17 protein-coding genes are annotated in these 24221 nt (G+C 72.9%); 2 read left to right on the top strand and 15 right to left on the bottom strand.

The window, feature by feature from the left end:
• Positions 1 to 112: 112 nt before the first annotated feature.
• The gene (gene glpK / locus DEIGR_RS16070) at positions 113 to 1612 is read right to left on the bottom strand and encodes a glycerol kinase GlpK (RefSeq protein ID WP_058979000.1); all 1500 of its coding nucleotides are present in this window, start codon (positions 1610 to 1612) and stop codon (positions 113 to 115) included.
• 45 nt (positions 1613 to 1657) lie between these two features.
• Positions 1658 to 2488 carry an MIP/aquaporin family protein gene (locus DEIGR_RS16065; RefSeq protein ID WP_058978999.1) on the bottom strand — a complete coding sequence of 277 codons (831 nt, stop codon included), beginning with the start codon at positions 2486 to 2488 and terminating at the stop codon, positions 1658 to 1660.
• A 240-nt stretch (positions 2489 to 2728) separates the two neighbouring features.
• Here DEIGR_RS16065 and DEIGR_RS16060 point away from each other — a divergent pair, with 240 nt between their 5' ends.
• Positions 2729 to 3700, top strand: coding sequence for a sugar-binding transcriptional regulator (locus DEIGR_RS16060; protein WP_229782167.1), 972 nt, complete (start codon positions 2729 to 2731; stop codon positions 3698 to 3700).
• A 33-nt stretch (positions 3701 to 3733) separates the two neighbouring features.
• Here the strand turns inward: DEIGR_RS16060 and DEIGR_RS16055 are convergent, their stop codons facing one another.
• The 4 genes from DEIGR_RS16055 to DEIGR_RS16040 form a co-directional block, all read right to left on the bottom strand.
• A complete protein-coding gene (locus DEIGR_RS16055) occupies positions 3734 to 6157 on the bottom strand; it encodes a bifunctional diguanylate cyclase/phosphodiesterase (RefSeq protein WP_058978995.1) in 2424 nt (807 codons plus the stop codon).
• Between the two features lie 9 nt (positions 6158 to 6166).
• On the bottom strand, positions 6167 to 7393 hold the full coding sequence (locus tag DEIGR_RS16050; protein ID WP_058978993.1) for a S8 family serine peptidase: 1227 nt from the start codon (positions 7391 to 7393) through the stop codon (positions 6167 to 6169).
• Between the two features lie 187 nt (positions 7394 to 7580).
• Complete coding sequence (locus DEIGR_RS16045) at positions 7581 to 8510, bottom strand: BadF/BadG/BcrA/BcrD ATPase family protein (RefSeq protein WP_236704907.1); 930 nt, start codon at positions 8508 to 8510, stop codon at positions 7581 to 7583.
• A 258-nt stretch (positions 8511 to 8768) separates the two neighbouring features.
• Entirely contained in the window at positions 8769 to 9629 is an 861-nt protein-coding gene (locus DEIGR_RS16040) for a hypothetical protein (RefSeq protein WP_058978990.1), read from the bottom strand.
• A 279-nt stretch (positions 9630 to 9908) separates the two neighbouring features.
• Between DEIGR_RS16040 and DEIGR_RS16035 the strand changes: the two genes are divergently transcribed.
• Entirely contained in the window at positions 9909 to 12449 is a 2541-nt protein-coding gene (locus tag DEIGR_RS16035) for an ATP-binding protein (RefSeq protein WP_058978988.1), read from the top strand.
• Positions 12450 to 12765: 316 nt separating this feature from the next.
• Here DEIGR_RS16035 and DEIGR_RS16030 read toward each other — a convergent pair whose 3' ends face one another.
• The 9 genes from DEIGR_RS16030 to DEIGR_RS15990 all read right to left on the bottom strand — a co-directional run bounded on the left by DEIGR_RS16030 (position 12766) and on the right by DEIGR_RS15990 (position 24089).
• On the bottom strand, positions 12766 to 14022 hold the full coding sequence (locus DEIGR_RS16030) for a hypothetical protein (protein ID WP_058978986.1): 1257 nt from the start codon (positions 14020 to 14022) through the stop codon (positions 12766 to 12768).
• Between the two features lie 133 nt (positions 14023 to 14155).
• Positions 14156 to 15118, bottom strand: a complete 963-nt coding sequence (locus DEIGR_RS16025; RefSeq protein WP_153013879.1) for a hypothetical protein — start codon at positions 15116 to 15118, stop codon at positions 14156 to 14158.
• Complete coding sequence (locus tag DEIGR_RS16020; RefSeq protein ID WP_058978983.1) at positions 15115 to 18186, bottom strand: 6-pyruvoyl-tetrahydropterin synthase-related protein; 3072 nt, start codon at positions 18184 to 18186, stop codon at positions 15115 to 15117. Before DEIGR_RS16020 ends, DEIGR_RS16025 begins: the two co-directional genes overlap by 4 nt.
• A 176-nt stretch (positions 18187 to 18362) precedes the next feature.
• Positions 18363 to 18773: a response regulator gene (locus DEIGR_RS16015; protein ID WP_058978981.1), complete on the bottom strand. Its 411-nt coding sequence runs from the start codon at positions 18771 to 18773 to the stop codon at positions 18363 to 18365.
• Complete coding sequence (locus tag DEIGR_RS16010) at positions 18770 to 19072, bottom strand: STAS domain-containing protein (RefSeq protein ID WP_058978979.1); 303 nt, start codon at positions 19070 to 19072, stop codon at positions 18770 to 18772. Before DEIGR_RS16010 ends, DEIGR_RS16015 begins: the two co-directional genes overlap by 4 nt.
• Before the next feature lie 26 nt (positions 19073 to 19098).
• The gene (locus DEIGR_RS16005; RefSeq protein WP_058978977.1) at positions 19099 to 20646 is read right to left on the bottom strand and encodes an ATP-binding SpoIIE family protein phosphatase; all 1548 of its coding nucleotides are present in this window, start codon (positions 20644 to 20646) and stop codon (positions 19099 to 19101) included.
• A gap of 8 nt (positions 20647 to 20654) precedes the next feature.
• Positions 20655 to 20966: an STAS domain-containing protein gene (locus DEIGR_RS16000; protein WP_058978975.1), complete on the bottom strand. Its 312-nt coding sequence runs from the start codon at positions 20964 to 20966 to the stop codon at positions 20655 to 20657.
• The gene (locus DEIGR_RS19845; protein WP_083524216.1) at positions 20963 to 22915 is read right to left on the bottom strand and encodes a glycosyltransferase; all 1953 of its coding nucleotides are present in this window, start codon (positions 22913 to 22915) and stop codon (positions 20963 to 20965) included. Before DEIGR_RS19845 ends, DEIGR_RS16000 begins: the two co-directional genes overlap by 4 nt.
• Positions 22896 to 24089: a hypothetical protein gene (locus tag DEIGR_RS15990; RefSeq protein WP_058978973.1), complete on the bottom strand. Its 1194-nt coding sequence runs from the start codon at positions 24087 to 24089 to the stop codon at positions 22896 to 22898. Before DEIGR_RS15990 ends, DEIGR_RS19845 begins: the two co-directional genes overlap by 20 nt.
• Between the last annotated feature and the right edge of the window lie 132 nt (positions 24090 to 24221).

Below are 24221 nucleotides of genomic sequence, written 5' to 3'. Positions count from 1 at the left end.
ATCGACGGTTCATTCAGGCGCCTGAAGGCGCGAGATTTTGGCCGGGACAGGAACGGCCGGAACGCACCACTGTGCCCGTCCCGGCCGCATCCGTCCTGTCAGGGGAGCAGATTCAGCGCTCGTCTTCCCAGTCGCGGGCGCGGCTGACCGCCTTCTTCCAGCGGGTCATCAGGCGCTCGCGCTCGCCCGCCTCCATCTGCGGCTCGAAACGCTTGCCTTCCTGCCACTGCCCGGCGATCTCGTCCGTGCTCTGCCAGTAGCCCACGGCCAGACCCGCCAGGTACGCGGCGCCCAGCGCGGTCGTCTCGGTCACCTTAGGCCGCACGACCGGTACGCCCAGGATGTCCGCCTGGAACTGCATCATCAGGTCGTTGTTGCTGGCCCCGCCGTCCACGCGCAGTTCCTTCAGGGGCGCGCCCGCGTCCTTCTGCATGGCCTCGAGCAGCTCGGCCGACTGGTAGGCCACGCTCTCCAGCGCGGCGCGCGCGATGTGCGCCTTCGTCGTGCCGCGCGTGATGCCCACCATCGTGCCGCGCGCGTAGCTGTCCCAGTACGGCGCGCCCAGGCCCACGAACGCCGGCACCAGCATCACGCCCTCGCTGCTGTCCACCGTGCGGGCCAGCGCCTCGACCTCGCCGCTGTCCCGGATGATGCCCAGCCCGTCGCGCAGCCACTGCACCACGGCCCCCGCGATGAACACGCTGCCCTCCAGCGCGTAGGTGCGCTGCCCGCCGAGCTGCCACGCCACGGTGGTCAGCAGCTTGTTCTGGCTGGGCACGGCCTCCTGCGCGGTGTTCATCAGCATGAAGCAGCCGGTGCCGTAGGTGTTCTTCGCCATGCCCTTGTCCAGGCAGGCCTGCCCGAAGGTCGCGGCCTGCTGGTCCCCGCCGATCCCGGCGATGGGAATCCGCGCGCCCAGCAGGCCCTCGGCGGTCTGACCGTACACCTCGGAGGAGTTGCGCACCTCGGGCAGCACGCTGCGCGGCACGTTCAGGATCGAGAGCAGTTCGTCGTCCCACTCACCGGTGTGGATGTTGTACAGCAGGGTGCGGCTGGCGTTCGTGGCGTCCGTGATGTGCAGTTCGCCGCCCGTCAGGTTGTACACCAGCCAGGAGTCGATGGTGCCGAAGGCCAGTTCGCCCTTCTTGGCGCGTTCGCGGGCCCCCTCGACGTTGTCGAGCAGCCACCTGACCTTCGTGCCGCTGAAGTACGCGTCGAGCACCAGTCCGGTCTTCTGCTGGAAGGTCGCCTCGTGCTGCGCGCGGATCTCGTCGCAGTAGGGCGCGGTGCGGCGGTCCTGCCACACGATCGCGTTGTGGATGGGCCGCCCGGTCTGACGGTCCCAGATCAGCGTGGTTTCACGCTGGTTGGTGATCCCGATCGCGGCCACGTCCGACGCGCGGATTCCGGCCTTGGACAGCGCCTCCTGCGCCACGCCGATCTGGGTGCTCCAGATCTCGGTCGCGTCGTGCTCGACCCAGCCGGGGCGGGGGAAGATCTGCCGGAATTCCTTCTGCCCGACGGCCTTGATGTCCCCGGTGTGGTCGAAGACGATGGCGCGGCTGCTGGTGGTGCCCTGGTCGAGCGCGAGGATGAACTTGGACTGGGTCATGCGGTACCTCCGGATGGGTGGGGGGCGGGGACGGGGGAGCTGGGCTCAGCGCTGGTGTTCGGCGTTGTACGCGGGGTCGGTGCCCTTGATGCCGGGCAGCGCCTCCCCGGCGCGCAGCAGAGGCTTGCCGATGAACGTGTCGTAGATCAGGGCGCCCACGATGGCGCCCACGATGGGACCGATGACGGGCACCAGCCACACGCCGTTCTCGAAGCCGGTGTTCCTGAATCCGGCCACGAGCGCGAACAGGCGCGGGCCCAGGTCACGGGCGGGGTTGATGGCGTAGCCGTGCATCCCGCCGAAGCTGATGCCGATCGCCATGACCACGAACGCCACCGCCAGCGCGCCCCAGGCGGCCCCGGCCGGGTTGTTCAGCTTGTCGCCGATAGCCAGGATCAGCGCCATGAGCAGCGCGGTGCCGACCACCTGGTCGATGAAGCCGGGCCAGAAGCCGGGCACGGCCGGGAAGGTGCTGAAGATCCCGGCGGTGTTCGCCAGCGCCGGGTCGAAGCCCAGCCACTTGGCGTGGTACACCGCGAACACGATCGCGGCGCCCAGGAACGCCCCGATGAACTGCCCGGCGATGTAGTGCGGCGCCTTCGCCCAGGGGAACCGGCCGGTCAGGGCCAGGGCGATGGTCACGGCCGGGTTCAGGTGCGCGCCGCTGATGGTGCCCGCGATGAAGATGCCCATCAGGACGGCGAAGCCCCAGCCGAGCGTGATGTTGGTGTAGCCGCCGTTGACGATCTGCCCGGGGATGGCCGGGTCGGTCGCCTGGAAGAGCACGACCATGGCGACCACGCCGCAGCCGAGCAGGATGAGGACCATGGTGCCGAGCAGTTCGGCCATGAATTCCTGTGAGGGTTTGAATGTCATGCTAGACCTCCGGGCGGTGCGCCTGCAGGGGTGGCTGCCAGCGCGCGGGGCGGCTGGAGGCCGGACGTGGGGTGGGCGCGGCCGGACGCCGCGCGGATCGGGTTGTCGATACGGGTATCATCACCAAGCTATGAACGAATGTCAAGCAAGCGTGAACATTTGTTCGACGCCCGGTGTGAAGCGCGCCCCCCGGCCCACCCGGCCGCGCCGCCCCGGCCCGCCAGGGGTATGCTCAGGCGCGTGACCGACCCCACCCCGGACGACACCGCCGCGCAGGCCGTGCAGGTCGCCCGCCTCTACTACCACCAGGGCCTCACCACCGACGCCATCGCCCGCGAACTCGGCCTGTCCCGCCCCAAGGTCAGCCGCCTGCTCACCCTGGCCCGCCGCACCGGCCTCGTCGAGATCCGCATCCACGACCCCCAGGCCCAGCCGCAGAGCCTCGAGGCCCAGCTGCGCGCCCGCTACCCCTTCCTGCACCCCCAGGTCGTCAGCGTCCCCCCCGGCAGCCCCGAGAACGTCTGGCTCGAACGGGTCGCGGTGGCCGCCGCCCGCCTGCTCGGGCAGGTCCTGCGCCCCGGGCAGATCGTGGGCCTCGCCTGGGGCACCACCCTCGACGCCGTCTCCCGCGCCCTCACGCCCCGCCCGGTCACCAACCTCCAGTTCGTGCAGCTCAACGGCAGCGCCAACGCCCTGGACTTCATGAGCGGCTTCGTGACCGACACCATCACCCGCTTCGCCGCGAACTACGGCGCCCGCGCCCACCTGTTCCCGGTCCCCACCTTCTTCGACGACCCCGCCACGCGCGCCGCCATGTGGCGCGAACGCAGCGTGCGCCACGTCCTGGACCTGCAGGACCACGCCGACGTGCTGCTGTACTCCGTCGGCGCGGCCAGCGCGCAGGTGCCCAGCCACGTGTACGCCGCCGGGTACCTCGACGACGCGGACCTGCACGCGCTGCGCGACCAGGGCGTCGCCGGGGACATCGCCACCGTGTTCTTCCGCGGGGACGGCAGCCACGCGGGCCTGCCCATCAACGCCCGCAGCAGCGGCCCGGACCTGGGCCTGACCCGCCGCGCCCAGCACGCCATCTGCGTCGTCAGCGGCCTGGGCAAGGTGCAGGCGCTGCGCGCCGCGCTGGCCGGGGAACTCATGACCACCCTCGTGATCGACGAGGTCACCGCCCGGACCCTCCTCGCCCCCGGCCCCTGACCGCCACCGGACCCCGCCAGTGCGGGCCTGCCGTCACCCGGCGCCGGGCGGCCGCCAGTCCGGCGCGGGCCGCGCGAAGTGGTAGCCCTGCACGACGCAGATTCCCTCGGCCATGACCACATCCAGATCCTGAAGGCTCTCGATGCCCTCGGCGACCAGTTCCAGGTTCAGGTCGCGGCTCAGGCTGACCATCGCCCGGACGATCGCGGCACTCTTGCCCTGCGGGTCCTGCATCATCTGCCGCACGAACGACCGGTCGATCTTCAGGCCGCTCAGCGGAAAGCGCGCCAGGTACCCCAGGCTGCTGTACCCGGTCCCGAAGTCGTCCAGCATGACCCGCACGCCGTCCGAGCGCAGGTCCCGCAGGACGCGTTCGGTGCGTTCAGGGTTGAGCATCATGAGCGTCTCGGTGATCTCCAGTTCCAGCCGGTGCGGCGGCAGACCGGTCTCCCGCAGCGCCTGCCGGACCGTGTCGAGCAGCCCCGGGCTCGTGAACTGCCGCGCGGACAGGTTCACTGCCACGCGCACGTCCGTCCCACCCCACGACTGCGCGGCGCGGCAGGCCTCACGCAGCACCCAGGCGCCCACCTCGATGATGTGATCACCGCGTTCCAGGATCGGCATGAACGCGGCCGGTGACTGCAGGCCGTGCTCGGGGCTCTCCCAGCGCAGCAGCGCCTCGGCACTCACCACCCGCCGGTGCCGGGTGTCGACCAGCGGCTGGTAGTGCAGCACGTACTCCCCGCGGGTCAGGGCGTGCGCCAGGGCGCTCTCCAGCCCCGCGTGGGCGTGCGCGCGCGCGTCGAAGAACCGCACGGCGTCCGCGTTCGCCTTGGCGTCCAGCAGCGCCAGTTCCGACGCGCGGCGCAGCGCCTCGGCACTCCTGGCGTCCTGCGGCCACAGCGCCGCCCCCGCCGAGACCGACACCCGCACCGACTGCCCGCCCAGCGAGACAGGCTGCGTGACGACCGCCAGCACCCGGTCCACCTGCGCGCGCGCGTTCGCGCCCGGCTCGAGCAGCAGCGCAAACTCGTCCCCGCCCACCCGCGCGACCAGCTCGCCGGAACGCAGGCTGCCGCTCAGGCGCTGCGCCAGCACCCGCAGCAGCTCGTCCGCGAGATCGTGCCCGTACATGTCGTTCACGAGCTGGAAGCGGTTGACGTCCAGCGTCACGAGCAGGAACGGCGCGTCCTCCCGCGTCTGGCCCAGCATCTGCGCCATGAGCATGATCCGGTTGGGCAGGCCGGTCAGCACGTCCGACAGGCGCCCACGTTCGAGTTCCTCCACCTGCCGCTGGATGGTCTCCTCGGCCGCGACGCGCAGCTGCTGCTCGTACCCGGCGAGGTGCCGGGCGTTGTCCAGCTCGGCCTTCTTCGTCAGGTCCCCGATGGTCTGCTCTCGCAGCGTCACGGCGCGGTGGTGCAGCGCCCGCACGAGCTGCGGGTAGAAGCGGCGGACCTTCTCGTCGTCACTGAAGCCCCCGAAGCCCACCGCGGCCTGCAGGCCCTGCTCGAGCAGATCGGCGCGCGAATCGGTCTCGCTGATCCGGATGACCTCCCGGATGTCCTCCCCGCTGATCAGCTGCCCGTCCACCTGCGCGAGCGTGATGATCGACCGGCAGTACTCCTCGTAGTCCTGCGTGGCCGCGCTCGCCTGCCGGGCCGCCTGCAGGTGCGCCACGGCCTGCGCCTGCCGCCCGGCCCGCAGCGCGATCTCCCCGGCGGTGTTCAGCACGTGCGGCGTGATGAGCGTCCGGTAGTCCGGGTGGGCGATCAGCCGCTCGATCTCGCGGCAGGCCTCGTCGTTGCGTCCGCCGCGGGACAGGCACTCCAGCAGGTTCACCGAGGCGGTCACGAACGCCGAGGCGTGACCCTGCTCCAGCGTCAGCGCCGCGCAGGTCCGGAAGTACCGCTCGGCCGTCTCGAAAGCCTCGAGGTTCGAGTACACCATGCCCAGCACGTTGTTGATCGTGATCGCCAGCCCAGAACCGGGGTCGCCGGTCCTCGGGGTACTCAGGGCACTCAGGGCCTGCTGGGCGAAATTCAGCGCGCTGTGATTCTCGCCCCGCACCGCGTGGATGTTCGCCAGGCTGACCAGCGCCCGCGCCCGGCCCGCCTGATCGTCACTGCGGTCGAAGACCTCCAGCGCCCGGTGGAAGGACTCGGTGGCGGCGTCCGTCGCGAACAGGATGGCGCTGCAGGTGCCTTGCAGGATCAGCGCGCTGGCGTACAGCTCGTGATCCTGCGCAATGAGGGCCAGGGAGACCGCCTGTTCGGCCTCCCTGGCCGCCAGCTGGTGGCGGTGAGCGTAGTAATGCAGCAGAGCGTGGGCGTAGAACCGGTGTTCCTGACCCTGGCGGGAGAAGTCGTAATGCTGGATGGCCTGAGCAGCTGCGTCCGGATCGCCGGACTGGATGATGCGGATCAGCTGCCCGAAGTCTGCCGCGGGGTCGAGCATGAGAAGAGCTTACTCAATTGTGCCGAAGTTGACCGTACCCCACGCACCGGACAGCGGGGTCCCGGCGCTGCGCACCGCCGCGTAGGCGCTGTTCACGCTGACGCCACCGGCACTCAGGTACGCCAGCTGCCCGGCGACGACCGGGGCGGCCAGGGACGTGCCGGACCACTGCGCGGCGCGGTTGCCGGGGAACAGCGTGAAGACGTCCTCGCCGGGCGCGAAGGTCATCGCCTGCGGGCCGGTCGAGCTGAAGCTGCTGATCTGACCACCGGCGGTGACGCTGCCCACCGCGACGCCCAGGCTGTCCTGCGCCAGCAGGGACGCGGGGTAGAGCATGCTGCTCGCGCCGTCGTTGCCGGACGCGGCGACGACCATGACGCCCTTCTGGTTGGCGTACTGCAACGCCTGCTTCACGGCCGGAGACTGGCCGGTGGTGCCCAGGCTGAGGTTGATGACGTCCGCGCCGCGGTTGACGGCCCAGACGATGCCGGACGCGAGGTTCAGCAGGTCGCCGCTGCCCGCGCTGTCGAGCACCTGCACGGGCATGATCTTCGCGAAGGGCGCGACCTGCAGGGCCATGCCCGCGACGGCCGTCGCGTGGCCGTAGATGGCGCCGCTCTCCGCGCCGGTCAGGCCGGGCAGGCTGTCGTTGCCCGCGAAGTCACGCCAGTCGCTCTGGCCGGTCAGGGAGTCGCGCAGCGCGCTGTGGTCCAGGTCCATCGGTCCGTCAATGATGGCGATGGTGGCCTCGCGCCCGCCGCTGACGGCGCGGTGCGCGTGGTCCAGCGCGACGTTCCCGAAAGCGAGGCTGTTGCCGCTGAAGGGCAGGAAGGTGCCGCCGCTCCAGAGCTGCGCGGTCTGACCGGCCATGTCGTGGAAGTCGCTGGCGGCGTAGCCGTTCACGGCCGCCCAGTCGTTGATGGCCACGGGCCAGATGGCCTTGGCGACGGCGGACAGGCTGCTGGGGTCGTGCACGACCTGGGCGTTCTGCTCGGTCTGGCCGCCCAGGTCGCTGGCGCTGAGGCTGCGGGGGTTGCCGATCACGGCGAAGGTCTCGGTGCGCAGCTGCACGGTGCCGCCGTACTTCCGGGCCAGCGTGGCGTCGCTGACGCTGGCGTCCACGCTGACGGTCAGGAGGGTGCTGGGGCGCGCGGCCTGCACGCCGGGCGTGGAGGTGGTGCCGCAGGCGGCGAGAAGGCTCAGGGTGAGGGCGGCGCAGGTGAGGGTTCTACGCATGGTGATCTCCTTCGGAAATGGGGGTGGTCCTGAGTATACACGCTTGAGCGAACCTTCATAAACGCGGATATCCGGATGAAGGGTCCAGCCGACTGAACACCGTCAGTTGTATCAGGAGTCTGCGCGGCGATCTCACACATTTCGCGCACATGACGCTCTGGTGAAGACCACTCCCCCCATGAGACCTTCATGATCCAGGGGTGAAGCCCGGGGGCATCGCGGCGCCGCCCCACGCCTCGGGCACCAGCTGCGCGGCCGCCAGGGCCGCCATCGCCGCGTGATCCCGCTGCTGGATCACCACCCCCGGACACGCGCGGCGCACCTCGGCCCCGAACAGCGGACTGACCCGCAGCGCCCCCCCGGTCGCCACCACCGGCACCGCCTCCGGCAGGCGCCGCTGCACCGTCACCGCCAGCGCCGCCAGCGCCTGCGCCGCGTCCCGCAGAATCGCGCGCGCCACCACGTCACCCGCGTCCGCCGCGCGACCCACCGCCGGCGCCAGCCGCGCCACCGCCGCCGCGCCCGGCTGCCCGTACGTGAACTGCCGCAACGCGTCCCAGTCCAGCCCGCCCGTCACGGCCCGCACCTCCAGCGCCAGCGCCCCACCCGGCGCGTCCCCCCGGTCGAGCTGCCCGGTCACCCGGCGCAGCGCCGCCCGGCCCAGCGCGTACCCCGCGCCGTCGTCATCGATGTGGAACCCGTGCCCACCCGCGCGCAGCACCTGCCCCCCCACCGCGACGTGATACGCCACGCTCCCGGTCCCGGCATACACCAGCACGCCCCCGCCCGGACGCAGGTGCGCGCGGAACGCCAGATCCAGATCACTCTCCAGATGCAGCCGCCCGGCCTCTACCCCGAGGCCCGCCGCCAGCTGCGCGTGCAGGGCCGCCGCGTCCGGCCGTGACCCCCCGAACCCCGGCAGGCCCGCCCACACCGCCCCGATCCCCGCCGGGAGCGCCTCCCGCAGCGCCCGCAGGTTCACGCGCCCGGCCTCCGTGGCCAGCAGCGTGGCCGTCACGGGCGGCCCCGCCCCCGCCCCGAGCACCTCTGCGCCCCGGCGTACCTGCCACTTGCTGCTGCTGCCCCCCAGGTCCAACCCCACGACCAGCGGGGTCACACGCGCCCCCGGAGCGCGCCGCACGACCGGCACCGGACCCCGGCGGGCCGGGGAGACGGGCACCCAGGGCCCGGCACAGACCTCAACAGACCAGACGGACACCGCATCACGCGCGCATTCTGGCATCCGCGCCCCCCCACGGCCCGGACCGGTGGTCCACACCGCCCACCGGCCAGCGGATCCACCGGGTTCAGCGCCGGAGAGCGGCAGCGGAGGCGCAGGGGGATTCCCTGCGCGCCTCTGCGGTCACGGGCGCGGTCAGCGGTTGTTCAGGCCGTGACGCAGCACCTCGGCCAGCTGACGCGTCGTGTGCGACTGCAACTCGTCGAGTTCGGCGGTCGCGGCGCGCAGCAGGGTCCGGTGCGTCTCGGCGTTGCGGCCGTCGGGGCCGGTGACGCTGTGCACGGCCGCCTGCACGGTGAAGTGCGCGTCCGGCATCAGGTTCAGGTTCCCGCGCGCCCCGGCGTGCCGCGCGCCCAGCAGCGCGCCCAGCATGCCCAGTTCCTCGCTGCGGCGCATCAGTTCCCGCTGGAAGGTCCGGTCCTTGATGCTCGTGATGACGTCCCACGCCGCGTCCGACAGGGCCGCCTCGGCGCTGGCGGGCCGCGCGACCTCGACGGTCAACGTGTCGCCGTGACGCCACGTGCGGTGGTGGGCGTCGCCGCGGGCGGCCGTCCAGTGGGTCTCGAAATCGCGGGCGTCCTCGATCAGGACCTTCAGGCGGGCGGCGGGCGCGTCGCCCGGCACGCGCCAGCCGTCGCCGAGCGCGCCCCACAGGCTCAGGCCGCGCTCGTCCGTGGCGCGCATCGCCTCGTACGCGGCGGCCAGGGCGGCGGACCCTTCACTGAGGCGCGCGGCGGGGCGGCCGTCCACCAGAAACACGATGTCCTCGCCGTCCTGGCGGGCCTCGTGTCGCAGGTGATGCAGGCCCAGACCCCAGCGGCCCTGCGCGGTGACGAGCGCCCCGGTCAGGGCCTGATCGATGGTCTGGACGTCGGCGCCACTCTCGACCAGCGCGCCGATCTGGCTGTCGACGGCCGCGGTGGCCATCAGCGCGTCGAAGCTGAGGTGCAGGCTGGGGGCGGGGGTGGTCTCGGTTCTGGTCTTGGTTCTGGCCATAGTGTTCATATTCTGCCCTGAACAGAGCGGATGGTGTGTTCCTGGCACACCATAGCGCACCGCACGCCCACCCCGCCGCAGGGCCGACCCGGTCAGGCTTCGCGCCGGACGGAATGAGGCGCCCTCCGCACGCCACGCCACACTCACCCACGGACCAGTGTGAAGGTGCGGGGACGGCCCGTTGCCCGGACCGGAGCGCGCGACCACCCCGCCCCCGACCCTTCACCTGTCCGCCACGCAGCGCCCCGGCCGCCCACCCACGCGGTATCGTGAACGGAGATGAGTACCGCCCGCGGCCCCGCCGATCCCTGGCCAGATCTGATCCTGGCCCTCACCCGGGCCGCGACGCTGGACGACCTCCAGTCAGTCCTCGACCACCCCCGCACCCGCGAGGCGGGCCTGCACGCCCATCTCAGCCCCTGGGCCCCTGGCCAGCCGGGGCAGCCGCTGCCCACGCAGGGCACCCCGGTCGCCACCCTGCAGGTCACGGGCCCGGGCCCGGCCCGCGCGGCCCTGACGGACCTGCTCGACCAGAGCCTCACCCGCATCGTCGGCGCGCTGCCCCCCAGCCTCGGCGCGGACGGCGCGGTCAGCGCGTTCCTGCAGGTCACCGAGCGCCTCGGGTCCGCCCTGGAGGTCGGTGACCTCAACCGCCGCGCGGCCGACATCCTGCGCGCCCTGCTGCCCGACGTGACCGTCAGCGTCCTCGAATGCGCCGGTGTCCGCGGGGCCGTCCGGTTCGTGTCGGACAACGCCACCAGCGCCGTCCAGGCCCCCCTCCCCGACGGTCTGCTCGGGGACTCCCCGGCGCTGCGCGCCGCCGAGGCGCACCCAGGCCCGCTGTTCATCGACGACTGGAACGCCGCCGATCAGCACATTCCCGCCAGCGCCGACTACCGCGTGGCGGCCCTGCAGGCCTTCCACGTCCCGGAATGGCCCATCACGGTCCTGAGTGTCGGCTGCCGCGACCGCCTGCACTGGACCGCCAGCGAACGCGGCGCCTTCACCGGCGCGGCACTCGCCTACGGCCAGGCGCTCGAACGCGTGGCCCGCGCGCACCAGCTGGCCGTGGAACGCGCCACCCTGCTGGCCCTCGTGGACTTCAAGGAACGCGCCGCGCACTCCAGAAACGTCGCCGACATCGCCGGGCAGGCCGCGCAGGTCCTGCGCGACACCTTCGAGCGTCTCACGGTCGCGTACCTCGTCCCGCAGGGCGACACCTGGCGCGCCGAGGTCACCCAGGGCGAACTCCCGGCCCGGCTCGCGCAGCACCTGCGGACCGGCGTCACCCTGACCGGCGACGGCCTGAACGCCGCGTTCGCGCAGGGCCAGCCGCACTTCATCCCGAACGTCAGCGAACTCACCACCGGTGTCGGCGGCGCCGACGCGTTCGGCGCCCTCGCCCTGTACCCCGTCATGGACCAGGGCCACCCGGTCGGCGTGCTCGCCATGGGCACCCGCCGCGCCCCGGACTGGACCGCGCGGGAACGCAGCGTGTTCCGCGCCGTGGGCCGCAGCCTCGCGCAGGCGGTGGACCGCGACACCCGCGAGCGCCGACTGGCCAGCCAGCACGCCGAACTGCAGGTGCAGGCCCGCTCCCTGCAGGCCTTCGCGCAGCTCAGCCGCGACCTGGGCGCCCAGGAAGACCGCTACGCCCTGATCCGCCGCGCGCAGGAGATCACCCTGAGCCTCCTCCCGGCAGGCTTCGCGGTGTACTACGAACCCGAAGGGGACCTCTGGCGCCTGCGCGCCCAGGTGGGCAGCCTGCGCGACCCGGACCTGCAGGCCGCCGTCGACCGAGGCCTGCCCCTCGAGGACACCCGCAACCTCCTGATTCCCTGGCAGAGCGGCCAGCCGTACTACCAGGACAGCTACGACCCGGACACCGACCGCCTGGAACCCGCCGCGCGCGTCGTGGGCGCCACCGCCACCGTCCCCCTGCGGCAGGCCGGTGAACTGATCGGCGTGTTCGCCGTCGTCCAGTACGAGGCGCGGCAGTGGACGACCTCCGAACGCGCGCTGATCGAGGGCGTCACCCGCAGCCTGCAACTCGCCCTGGACCGCGCCGCGAGCGTCACCGAACTGCGCCGCACCTCGCAGGACACCGCCCGCAGCAACGCCGCGCTGCAGGTCGCCAACGAGGAACTCGAGGCCTTCGCGTACTCCGTCAGCCACGACCTGCGCGCCCCCGTGCGGCACATCGCGGGCTTCACCGACCTGCTGCGCCGCACCCTCGGCGACCTGAGCGGCCAACCCAAGGCCGAACGGTACCTGAACATCATCGGCGACTCCGCCACGCAGATGAACGCCCTGATCGACGCCATGCTGCTCCTGTCCCGCGTCACCCGCCAGGAACTGCACCTGCGCGACGTGGACCTCGGCGCCCTGGTCGGCAGCGTGCAGGTCAGCCTCGCCCCCGAACTCGAGGGCCGCGACGTCACCCTGCGCGTCTCGCCCCTCCCGACCGTGCAGGCCGACGCCGCGCTGCTACGCCAGGTCATGACCAACCTGCTGTCCAACGCCGTGAAGTACTCCGCGACCCGCACCGCACCCCTGATCGAGGTGTGGGCCGACGCGCTGCCCGGCGAGTGGCGCGTGAACGTCCGGGACAACGGCGTGGGCTTCGACCCCGCATACGCCCACAAGCTGTTCGGCGTCTTCCAGCGGCTGCACCGCGCCGAGGACTTCGGCGGGACCGGCGTCGGCCTCGCGAACGTCCGCCGCATCATCCAGCGCCACGGCGGGCAGGTCCACGCCGAGAGCGAACCCGACCAGGGCGCCACCTTCTCCTTCACCCTGCCCCGCACCGACCCGCTCTGACAGCGGGGTCCAGTTCCATGGAAGGGCGTGATGTCGGCCCCTCCATTCGACTTCCAACCGCTGGTGTGGTGAGGTGCTCGCTCTGCACGTCCAGGCGGAGTGACGGTCCGTTCATACGGGATTCAAGTGATTCTACAGCGTTCGGAGTCGCCCGGTGGCCCCCTCACCCTTCCGTCGCTTCGCTCCTCCCTCCCTCTCTGCTGCGCAGCTCTACGAGTCCCACAGGGGAGAGGGGACAACGGAACGTGTCCAAGTCGCAGGCGAGTCATTTTCATCCTGTATGCATGCTGCTCTGAGCGGCCGCGCGCTCCCGCGTTCAGCGTCGCAGGAGCGCGCGGCCCAGCGGCGTGAGCGTCCCGCTGGTGTCGGTCAGGGCGTCCAGGCTGGGCGCGAGCCAGCCCCGGTCGGGCAGGGCCGACGCGGCCTCCAGGAACGCGGCCTGCTTCCATGGCAGCCGTGGGGGCGCCGGGAGGCGGAACGCCACGCCGGGCGCGGACGGGCCGACCGGGGGGGCGTCGGTGAGCGTCCCGGCGATCAGCGCCGCGACGTCGGTCCGGACGGGTGCGCCCCCCGTGACGAGCGGCAGGGGCTGCGCGGCCCGCAGGATCCCGAGCGCCCGGGCAGTGTTCAGCGAGCTGTCTGGCAGCGGGCCGGGCAGCAGGGCGAGCGCGCCGCGCGCCTGCGCCGCCGCCGTGACCCGGGACGGCAGGGACGCCAGCGTCAGGGGCGTGTCGAAGGTCACGACGACGTCCAGCCCGGACTGCCGGGCCAGCCGCACGCCCAGGCCCAGGGCGCGTCCGGTGTTCAGCGTCGGCGCGTCCGGCATGGCCAGCGCCACCGGGCCCAGCCCGGCCTGCCGGACGCGCCGCAGCGTGGCCGTCCACTCGTCCCGCGTCCAGTCGCTCCAGTCCTGGAAGGTCACGGCGCGCCAGCCGCGCAGCGCGAGCGGCGTCGCGGGACGCGCCTGCGGGGCGCGCCAGTCGGTGACGCGCCAGTGCGTGACCCGCCACACCCCGCCGCTCTGCTGGAGGGTCACCGAGCGGGTCTCCCGCCGCACCACCGGCTCCTGCCAGCCGTCCGGGCCGGGCAGGGCGCGCAGCGTCCACAGGTCGTCCCGCAGCTGGAAGGTCCGGTCGTCCAGCAGCCCCAGCGGCGTGGCGCGGTGCCCCCAGTCGAGTACGAGCGCCCCGGTGCGTGGCGTGGTGGCCGCCACCGCCTCCTGCAAGGCGCGGCCACCGAAACGGCCCGGCAGGCCGGTGGTGTCTCCGCTGCCATGCGCGTACGTCAGTTCACTGAAGGCCAGCAGGTACGCCTGTCGCAGGTCCTCGAGCGTCACGCCGTCCGGCTGGCGCGTGCCGGGCGGCGGCGCCTGCCAGCTCAGGGTCGCGCTCGACGCGGGGCGCCGCGCGAGGCTCAGGGCGTCCACCTGCGCGGAGGCGCGGCTCAGGCGGTCGAAGACCTGCGCGGACAGCAGCAGGGCGCCGAGCGCGCCGCCCACGCTGCCCAGCACGAGCAGCACGAACGCCAGCCGTTTGAGGCGCGTGGCCCGACCGGCGCGCGGTCTGGGTCTCATACGGACTCCGATTGAATGGGCTGCACAGCCCGTTCAATCCGAGCGGATGCGAGAAGGAGAAAAACGGGTTCCGGACGTGGAGCCAACAATCCGGTGAAGTTCCGGATTGTTGGCGAAACAAACGGAATCCGTATCAGGGCCACGCGAACCTCACCTCGCTGCCCGCGAGTTCCGCGCTGAGGGTCACGGCGCCGCGCACCCGGGGCACCTTGGCGCGGACCTGCCCGGCGGCGACCGTCACGTCCGCGGACCACACCACGGTCCCCGCGCGGGTCAGGGCGCGCAGCCGCACCGGGGTTCCGTCGTCCGGGAGGGCGCCGTCCTGCCAGCGCAGCGGCCCGAGGGTCAGGACCTGCCCGGTGAACACCGCGCGCGGCCGCCCGCCGAGCACCCCGGTGGCGGCGACGGCGGCGGCGCGGCCCTGCCAGTCGCCACTCCGGGCGGTGAACGTGAACGGGCCGGGCGCGCCGGGCGTGAGCTGCCAGCGGGCGACGCCGTTGACGGTCAGGCGCACCGCGCTGAGCCGCTCGGCGCCGGAGGCGGCGCTCAGCGTGACCGGCGTGCCGTCGGGTGCCACGCGACCGTCCGGGCCGCGCAGGTCGGCGGTGACTGTCCACACCTCGCGCTGTCCCAGTCGCAGGGTGACAGGGGTGACGCGCAGGGTGCCGCGCGCCGCAGGGATGGGGGGCAGAGGTGTCGGCGCTGACGGGGGCGTTGATGGTGTCGGCGTGGGCGTGAGGGCCACGGTCACCCGGCCCTCGGCGTGACCGGGCCGGGACGCCTCGCAGGCCAGCGCGCCGGGTGGGACCGGCACCTGCCCCGCCCGTGCCAGCATGTGCACGACCGGCCCGGCCGGGGTGTCGCAGGCCAAGCGCAGCGGTCCCTCGCCCGTCACACGCAGCCGACCTTCCTGAAGGGTCAGCGTCGGCAGGGGTGTGAGGCGCAGGTCGTCCTGCGGCGGCCGCGCGCAGCCGCCCAGCAGCCCGCCCAGCACCAGTCCGGCCAGCACCAGCCTGCCCAGTACCAGCCCGGTCAGCCTCCTGCTGCCCGGCACGGCCAGCAGCGCGCCCCACTTCCTGCTGCGGGAGCCTCTCACGGTTCCTCCCGGTGGAAGGCGTGCGCGAACAGCCGCGAGGCCGTCACGCGCCCCCCGCCCGCGCCGAGCAGCACGCGGTACCCGCCGGGCCGCGCCAGGGGCAGGGTCGCCTCGCGCGACTGCATGGGCGGCACCGCCTCCATCAGGTAGGTGCGGGTCACCCACGCCACGCCGCCCGCGTCGTCGAGCGTGCCGATCACGTTCGTCAGGGTCGCCTCGGCGGGACCGGTGTTCTCCACCCGCACGGCCCCGCCGCGCCGCCACAGGTTCAGGTCCCGCGCGAGGTTCCGGCTGGTCGCCACGCCGCTGGCCCGCACGGCGAAGCTCGCCACGTCCCGGACGTCCACGGTCATGCCGGGTCCGTCGAAGGTGATCAGGAACGGGGTGCGCTCGCCGGGATTCAGCCACGGCAGGAACGTCTCGGTCGCGTCGTTCCGGGCGAGTTCCTGCCCGCTGGCGTCCGTGACACTGGCCGAGATGGTCAGCGACGCCCCGGTCCGGCCCGCGTTCTGCACCTCGCCCACCACCGCCACCTGCTCCGGCGCGCCCGGCGCGGCGCGGAACGCGACCAGCCGCCGACTGATCACCCGCAGCGGCACCGGCATGTCCAGGGCGGGGGGCGCGGCCAGCTGCACGCCCGGCACCGCCTGGAAGCGCAGCGGCGGCCGGACATTCAGGGTGGGGGAGACCAGCAGTCGCCAGCCGCGCGCGGTGCGGCGCAGGTCCTGACTGACCTCCTCGGTCACGTCGCCAAGGGACGTGAACCACGTCAGGCGCGACCGGACGGTGGCGACCGTGTCCGGCGCCTCCGGCGGACCGCTGTACGTCACGTCCAGGATGCGCAGCGAATCGAGTTTCGCGTACCCGCTGCGCAGGCCCCCCACCACCGACAGGTCCAGCCGCCAGCGTTCCTCGGTCAGGCCATCCTGCGGGTCAATCCAGCTGTAGGCCGCGCCGAAACGTTTGAAGTCCAGGTCGTCCCAGTAGCCCAGCACGGCCCGCTGCGGCGTCTCGGGCGGCTGGAGGCTGCGGTACGTGAACGCCGCGCCGCCCAGGACCAGCGTCAGCAGCAGCCCCGTGTTCAGCAGCCGCTGGGCCAGGGGGCGCCGCCGGGCGCGCAGCCGGGCCGTACGCCACGACCGGAACGGCAGTCGCCGCACCCAGGAGTGCCACCACGCCCCCTGCTGCGGCGGCGGGTCCAGGCTGTCCTCGGCCAGCAGCCGCACCCACGGCCAGCGCGAGCGGCCCCGCGGCGCGCGGACCGGCAGCAGCAGCGACAGCAGCGCCAGGACCGGCGCGCCGGACGGCAGCAGCGCCCACATCAGCCGCTGCCAGACCGGCAGTTCCCGCCGGGGCAGGCGGGGCTGCACCTCGGGGATGTCCGGGCGTTCCCACACCATGATCCCGCCCGGCAGGGTCCCCAGCCGCACCCAGCCGAGCATGTGCAGCGCCGGGTCGTAGAACGCGTCGTTGCTGAGCATGAAGCGCAGGTTGTACTTCGCGGGGGTCGTCATGAACTGCCGCAGGCTGCCCAGGCCCGGCACGCCGGTGTACTTGGCGCCCTCCAGGCGCTCCACGGGCGTGGCGGTCAGTTCCGGCAGGCGCCGCGCGCTGTGGTAGTTCCCGTCCGGGGTGGTCGCGCGGGTGTTCGCGCTGAGCCACGCCATCTGATCCCCGAAGCCCAGCACCATGTACCGGTAGCGGTCCCGTCCGCCGGATTCCAGGAACTGCACGATGGGCCGCACGTCGATCCGGTCCGGCTGGAACTTGCGGTAGTACGTCAGGGAACTCACGCCCACTGACAGGGCCAGCGCGGCCGCCACGAACAGCAGGCCCAGCGCGTGATGCACCCGCGCGCCGAGGCGGGCCTGCACGAACACCCGCCACGCCCCGTGCCGCCACGACTCGATGACCAGACCGGCCAGCGGCAGGATCAGCATGCAGGCCCAGAACGTGAAGCGGTCCAGCGTCAGGATGTCGAACGCGCCGCGCAGCAGCGCCTTCGGGATGGGCGTCGTGCCGCCGGTACCCAGCAGGCTCAGCAGCAGGATGCTGGCCATGATCGGCCAGCGGGGCAGCCCCCGGTGCGTGAACAGGCCGCGCCGCACCGCGTCCCAGTAGATGGGCAGCAGCGTCGCCCACGGCACCAGCCAGAACATGAACCCGAAGTCGCGCCGTTCCAGGAAGTTCGCGCGGCTGCCGTGCGGGATCGGGACCTGCGTGATCGGATCGGCGCGGCTCCAGAGCCAGTAGGGCAGCACGACCAGCACCAGCGCCATGATGGCGGACACGCCGTACAGGCCGCCGCGGTACACGCGCGGCGCCACCCGGTAGAGGCGCCGCCAGACCCGCCACCAGCTGCCCGTGCCCTCGGCCGGGCGGGGCCGCGAGGCACTCTCGAGCACCACGGCCAGCAGCACCGGCGCGATGAAGAACACGCTGCCGAACAGCGTGGTGACGTGGTGCGCCGCGGTGGTCGCAGCCGTCCACATGGCCGCGCGGATCAGGTACGTCTTCTGCCCGGTCCGCACCCAGCGCACCGCGAACGGAATGGCGTTCAGCAGCAGCCCCAGGCTGAGGGTGGTGGGCAGCTGCCCGAAGACCTGCACGGTCTCCGCGATGGCGCTCGACAGGACCAGCAGTACCGCGCCGTACCCGGCCGCGCGGGCCGTGACAAACACCTTCCCGAAGCGGTACATGCCGACCGTCAGGCCCGTCAGCGCCAGGATCTGCGTGGCGGCGAACGCGCCCATCAGGCCCAGCGGGACACTCAGCAGCGCGATCAGGTAGTGACTGAGCGGCGGGTACGACGTCAGCGAGAACCCGGTGTACCACCCGGCCTCCCACGGGTCGAAGAACGACTTCGCGTAGTGCGCGCCGAAGTACACGTGAATCAGCGCGTCGTAGGTGCGGGTGAACGACCCGCTGATCAGTTGCGTGCCGTGCAGGACCAGCATCAGCAGCAGCGCGAAGGCCAGCAGCCGCCCCCCGGCCCGCTCGTCCTCGCCCGGCGGCAGCAGCGCGCCCGGCAGGGTCAGGCTGGGCCGCGCGCCGGGATGTGGCTCCACCGGCCCGCCCGCCGGGTCACCGGCTGGACCACCGGGTGGTCCAGCCGGTGACCCGGGCGGCGCGACGTCAGGCCGCGACCAGACGAGCGGCGGCCAAGCGGAACGCGCCCAGCCGGGGCGCGGCCGCAGGAGCCGGGTCAGCCGACCCGTCAGGGTCAAGGCGACCCGCCTTCCGGTCAGCCGCCCATCCCGGCGGCGAACACGGCGTCCAGCAGCTCGTACCGGCTGAAGGGTTTGAACAGGACGCTGCGCGCCCCCAGGCTCAGGGCCTGCTCGCGCAGCACCTCCTCGCCGCTGCCGGTCAGGACGATCACCGGCGGCGCGTCCGGCAGGTCCCGCAGGTCCCGCAGCAGGTCCAGCCCGGAGCGGCCCGGCAGCATCAGGTCCGTGACGATCACGTCCACCGGGCCGCGCGACAGCTCACCGAAGGCCGCCTCGACCGATTCGGCCTCCAGCGGCTTGTGCCCACCCTGCTGCAGGATGTGCCGCACCAGCAGCCGCATGCCCGGCGCGTCCTCCACGATCAGGACGTGCTTGGACGGCACGTGCCCGAACAGGGTCACGTTCGCCGGCAGGTGCCGCGTCACCTGGGATCCTCCAGACCGAAGACCCGGCCCAGCATGGTCAGGGACATCAGTTCATGCACCGCCGGACTCGCGCGGGTCAGGCGCAGCGACCGGCCCTCGCGGCGCCGGTCCTTCAGGGCGCTGACCAGCGCCGCGAGGGCGCTGCTGTCCATGAACGGCACGTCCGCCATGTCCACGCGCAGGTCACCGGTCTGCCCGGCGTGCTCCGCGAGCGCGGCGCGTAAATCCAGGGCGTTCTGGGCGTCCAGGCGTCCGGAGAGGATCAGTTCAGGGCCGTTCACGGTGTAGGTCAGGGGCATCGGGGGCAGCATCCTTTCAGGCGTGGTCAGATGAGGGCGGAGAGGTCGGGTGCGCGCAGTCGCAGCGTCTGGCGGTTGAACTGTGCCTTGCGAGCATAATGCCATTCCCGCGCGCAGCGCTGCGCGATCAGCAGCCCGTACCCGTGCTCGCGCAGCTCCCCGCCCTCCTGCGGCGCGGCGCTGCGTGGATCGAACGGTGACCCGTCGTCCATCAGGGTCACCAGAATGTCCGCGCCGGAGGTGTGCGCCCGCAGCGTCACCTCGCGCGCCCCGCCGTGCCGCACCGCGTTCACGAACAGTTCCGTGATCGCCAGTTCCGCCGGCATCAGCGCCGGGTGGTCCGGCGGCACCGCCTCGCGCAGCGCCTCGCTGAGGGTCGCCAGGGCCTGCAGGTCGCCCGGCAGGCGCCGCTGCACCCCGCGCGCCGCCGGGTCCCGCTGCAGCACGAGCAGCGTCAGGTCGTCGCCCACCTCGAAGCCGCGCAGGCCCGCCACCGCCTGCCGGATGAACGCGGTGGGCGCCACCTCCGACGCGAGCTGCCGCGTGCGCTCCAGGCCGAACGGCACGCCCGAGGCGTCCTCGGCCTCGAACAGACCGTCGCTGTACACCAGCAGCGCGTCGCCCGGATGCAGCCACACCCGCTCGACGTCCACGTGCAGCAGCGGGAAGGTCCCCAGCGGCGGCGCCGACGCCCGCACCTCCTCCAGGCGCCCGTCGGCGCGGCGCAGCAGCACCGGCGGATGCCCGATGTTCAGCACGCGCAGCTGCCCGTCGGGCCGCACCTGCATCGCCGCGAGCGTGCAGAACGCCCCCGAGCGTTCCAGGTGATCGTGCAGGGCCTCGCCCAGCGTGCTGTTCAGCGACGCCGACCGCGCCGCGACCGTGAACGCCGACGCGAACATCGCCGTGATGATCGCCGCCGGCAGGCCCTTGCCGCTCACGTCGCCCGCCACGATCCACTCGGCCTCCTGAAACTGGAAATCCCCGCCGAAATCACTGGCCGGCTGCGAATGCAGGTGCAGGTGATACCCGGGCGGCGTGCTCAGCGCCTCGGGCGTCACCGCGCGCCACACCGCCTGCGCCTGCCGCCGGTCGCGTTCCTGCATCGCGTACCGGGCCGCCTCGCGCCGCCCCTGCATGGCCCGCAGCGCCGCGTCGAGTAGCTGCGCCAGCGTGCTGATCAGCTCCCGCTCGCCCGCCTGGAAGTCCCGCTTGCCCCACAGCGCCAGCCACCCCTGCTCCAGCGGCACCGCCAGCACGGCCGTCAGCCGCCACGCCCCGCAGAACGGCGCGCCGGTATGCACCGCGCCCGCCGGGAGGACCGCCGCGTGACCGGGCGGCTGCACGCCCCGCAGCCAGCCCGGCGTCTCGCCCAGCCACTCGCCCCGCACGTGCAGCGCGGCGCCCGGCGTGTTGATCAGCGCCGCCGCCTGCTGCACCAGTCCGGTCGCCTGCGCCTCGTCGGTCAGGGCCAGCGCCTGCGGGATCAGGCGCTGCAGGAACACCAGCTGGTCACTCAGGTCCGCGACCTGATCGAGGAGTTCTGTGAACGGGTCGGGCGCAGTCACGTCCATGGCCGCGCTCAGCGGATCGGCAGCACGGCGTACAGGCCCGTGATCTCCATGGCCAGCCGCACGCCGTCCTGAATGTTCACGATCCCGAGGTCCTGCCCGGCGGCGCGCGCCGTGCGGACCAGCCGCACCAGCGCCGCCAGCCCGCTGGAATCCATGAACGTCACGCCGCCCAGGTCCAGGGTCGTGCGCGCCGCGAGCGGTTCGGCCGCCGCGAGGAACCCGGGCACCTGATGCGCGTCCAGGCGACCGCTGAGCGACAGGTGCAGGTCGTCCGCGTCGCGGCGCACCAGGATGTCGAGGGTGGTGGGGGGACGGGTCATGCCTGGGCCTCCTGGGCGCGGGGTGAGGGACCGGGCGCGGTGCCCGTGAGGTCTTCAATATGAAGCAGATACCAGTCTGCCACGTCGGAGAGGGGCAGGCTGGACGCCACCCGCCAGTTCGCGTCGCCCAGGGCCGCCGCCTGACGCGGGTCGCTCAGCACCCGCCACAGCGCGTCCGCCAGGGACTGCGGGTCCTCGGGTTCGAAGAATTCGGCGCGGTAGCCCTCGTCCTGGATCAGGTCCGCGAGGTCCCCGATGTTCGGCATGACCGCCCCACGCCCGAATTCCCCGGCCTGATGCAGCACGCCGCTGCTGCCGGTCGTGGCGTTGTACGGGAAGGCCACCACCGTGCAGTCACTGAACACGCGCGGCACGTCCTCCTCGGCCACGTAGCCGGTGAAGGTGATGTTCGGCACGTCCGCGAACTGCGCCTGCACGCCCGCCAGGTACCCCGGCGCGTTCGGCGTGTCGCTCCCGGCGATCACCAGCCGCGCGCGCGGATCCCGCGTGAGCAGCTCCCGGTGCGCCTCGATGAGCACCTCCACGCGCTTGTACGTCCCGAACTTCCCGAAGGTCATCACGGTCGGCACCTCCGGGAACGGCTGCGGCGGCAGGGGCAGCTGGAACGTCCCGTGCGGCGCCAGGAACACGTTCTGCGCGCCATACTCGTCGCGCAGCAGCTTCACGTAGCGCGGCAGGGTCGTCGCCACGAGATTCGAGCCGAGCAGCGCCCGCGTGAACAGCCGCCCGAACGCCCGCGTCACCTTCACCTTCAGCGCGTTCCCGCCGAAACCCGCGCGGTCCAGGTCCACCGTCTCGAACAGGTTGTGCAGCAGCGTCACGCTGGGCGTCCCGAACGCGCGCGCCAGGGCGGGCGTCAGCAACCCCAGCGCCGCCGGGACGCGCCGGTCCCCGAAGCTCGCCATCTGCAGGTTGAAGATCACCGCGTCGGGCCGCGCGCGGCGCAGCGCCAGCAGCACCCGCAGCGCCGACAGGGGATCGTTGAAGTCCCACACGCGCCGCACGTTCGGGGCGTCGGCGGCCTCCTGCCCATCTGGCAGCCGGTCGGCCAGGATGGTCATGTGCCCCACCTCGGGCTTGTCCGCCAGGACCCGCGACAGGTGCAGGCCGTACTCGTTCAGGCTGCGCCGCCCCGGCGGGTACGCCGTGACGACCGCCAGGTGCAGCCCGTCCGCGCGCGGGTGGCCGCTGCCATGCAGGCGGCGCAGCATCAGCACGTCCTTGAGGAACTTCACGGAATCCTTCACGGGGTCCACCTTGCTGTCCGGGGCGTCCACCCAGCGGACCGGGACCTCCACGACCCGCAGACCGTCACGCGCCGCGAGGTACAGCAGTTCCAGGTCGAAGGAGAACCCGTCGAGCACCCCGCGCCGGAACAGGTCGCGGGCCACCTCGCCCCGGAACAGCTTGAAGCCGCACTGGGTGTCCTCGGCCGTCACGCCGGTCAGCAGCCGCGTCACGCGCCGCAGGCCCCCCGACACCAGGCGCCGCAGGGGGCTCTTGCCGACCTCCTCGGCGCCCTCGGCGGCCCGCGACCCGATCGCGACGTGCGCCCCGGCGCGGACCGCCGCGATCAGGCGCGGCAGTTCCTCGATGGGCGTGCTGTTGTCCGCGTCCGCGAACAGGATCAGGTCCCCGCGCGCCGCGCGGACGCCCCGGCGCACCGCGCCGCCCTTACCGGTGTTCGTGTGCCGCAGCACCCGCAGGTTCGCCCACGGCAGCGCCCCGACCAGATCGGCGGTCCCGTCGCGGCTGCCGTCGTCACTGACGATCAGTTCCCACGGCTCGCCGGTAGCGCTGACCGCCACCGCGAACGCCGCCACGGTCGGCAGGATCCGCTCGGACTCGTTGTAGGCGGGCACGACGATACTCAGGGTGACTCGGGGCAGTGGCACGTCACGCCACTGCTCAAACGCGGGGTACGACACGGGTGAACCTCCAGGGGTGAGGGATGAGGAGAGACGCGGCGCTCAGCAGGAGCGTACCCTTGCCGACCGCCGCGAGAAACGTCAGATGCGCGGCCTGATGACCGGACGCCAGGGCCAGCAGCATCAGCGCCGCGCCGGACAGCAGGTACGCCCGCGCCGCCAGCAGCTGCGCGCCGCGCCCGCCCGACGCGAGCAGATGATTGAGCGCCGTGCCCGCCACCGTCAGCGCCAGGGTGCCCAGCGCCGCGCCGGGCAGCAGCGCCGCCGCGCCCGGCAGCGCCCCGCCGAACGCCACGCGGGCGCACAGCTCCGGCGCGAGCGCCAGCAGCGCCGCCGGGACGCCCGCCACGAGCAGCGTCGCGCCCAGCGCACCCAGCAGCAGGGGCCGCAGCGGCTCCCCGGCGGCGGCGCGGCGGGCCACGAGCGGGAACGCCGCGACCTGCACCGCCCACCCGGCGAAGAACACCACGCGCGCCAGGGTCGCCGCCGCCGCGAACGCCCCGGCGTCACCGGGGGCGAGCAGCGCCCCGGCCAGCAGCACGTCCCCGTACAGCAGCCCGCTCTGCGCGGCGGCGACCAGCGCCAGCAGCCGCTTGCCTTCCGCCCCCGCGGCCGGGGCCGCCGCGCCAGGGGCCGGGCGGGGCCGGACCAGCGGCAGCGCCAGCAGCATGCCCAGCAGTGTCGCCGCGACCGCCGCCGCCGCGCCCGGCAGGACCAGCAGCAGCGGCGCCGTCAGCGCGATCTTCAGGCCGTGCTCGGCCAGCAGGCTCAGGCCGAACGCGGCGGCCCGGCCGTCCCGCTGGGCCGCGCCGCGCCACGCGCCCAGCAGCGCCAGCGGTGGCACGGTCAGCGCGAACGCGGCCACCCACGCGGGCTGCAACCCCAGCAGGCCCGCCAGTGGCGAGAGCAGCAGCAGCGCCGCGCCCAGTAGCCCACCGGCGCGCAGCGCCGCGGCGGTGTTCGCGCCCTGCGCGCGGCGGGACGTGGCCTGCTGGAACGCGATCGGCAGCGCCGCCGACAGCATGAACAGCGACGTGAACGACGCGAACGCCCCGTACTGCGCGGCGTCCAGCCAGCGGCCCAGCAGCAGCGTGAACGCGTAGTTCAGCGCGCTGCTGAGCAGAATGGCCGCCACCGTCAGCAGGCCCTGCGTGGATTCACGGCGTCCGTTCACGTGTTCATGCTGCCGCGCCGGTCATCACCGGGAGCTTTCACGAGGTGGTATGCAGGTGGAAAGTCGTCTGGGACGCGAAATGAGAGATGCCTTAACCTTGGATGCGGTCCACGGAGCGGGACTTCTGACAGA

It is taken from the genome of Deinococcus grandis, assembly GCF_001485435.1.
Taxonomy (GTDB): Bacteria; Deinococcota; Deinococci; order Deinococcales; family Deinococcaceae; genus Deinococcus; species Deinococcus grandis.
This window is presented reverse-complemented; position numbering and strand designations above follow the sequence as displayed.

Bases quoted from the DNA above. Each gene is read 5' to 3' on its own strand.
- glpK (WP_058979000.1), bottom strand. From the start codon at position 1,612: ATGACCCAGTCCAAGTTCATCCTCGCGCTCGACCAGGGCACCACCAGC.
- DEIGR_RS16065 (WP_058978999.1), bottom strand. From the start codon at position 2,488: ATGACATTCAAACCCTCACAGGAATTCATGGCCGAACTGCTCGGCACC.
- DEIGR_RS16055 (WP_058978995.1), bottom strand. From the start codon at position 6,157: ATGCTCGACCCCGCGGCAGACTTCGGGCAGCTGATCCGCATCATCCAG.
- DEIGR_RS16050 (WP_058978993.1), bottom strand. From the start codon at position 7,393: ATGCGTAGAACCCTCACCTGCGCCGCCCTCACCCTGAGCCTTCTCGCC.
- DEIGR_RS16040 (WP_058978990.1), bottom strand. From the start codon at position 9,629: ATGGCCAGAACCAAGACCAGAACCGAGACCACCCCCGCCCCCAGCCTG.
- DEIGR_RS16035 (WP_058978988.1), top strand. From the start codon at position 9,909: ATGAGTACCGCCCGCGGCCCCGCCGATCCCTGGCCAGATCTGATCCTG.
- DEIGR_RS16030 (WP_058978986.1), bottom strand. From the start codon at position 14,022: ATGAGACCCAGACCGCGCGCCGGTCGGGCCACGCGCCTCAAACGGCTG.
- DEIGR_RS16010 (WP_058978979.1), bottom strand. From the start codon at position 19,072: ATGCCCCTGACCTACACCGTGAACGGCCCTGAACTGATCCTCTCCGGA.
- DEIGR_RS16005 (WP_058978977.1), bottom strand. From the start codon at position 20,646: ATGGACGTGACTGCGCCCGACCCGTTCACAGAACTCCTCGATCAGGTC.
- DEIGR_RS16000 (WP_058978975.1), bottom strand. From the start codon at position 20,966: ATGACCCGTCCCCCCACCACCCTCGACATCCTGGTGCGCCGCGACGCG.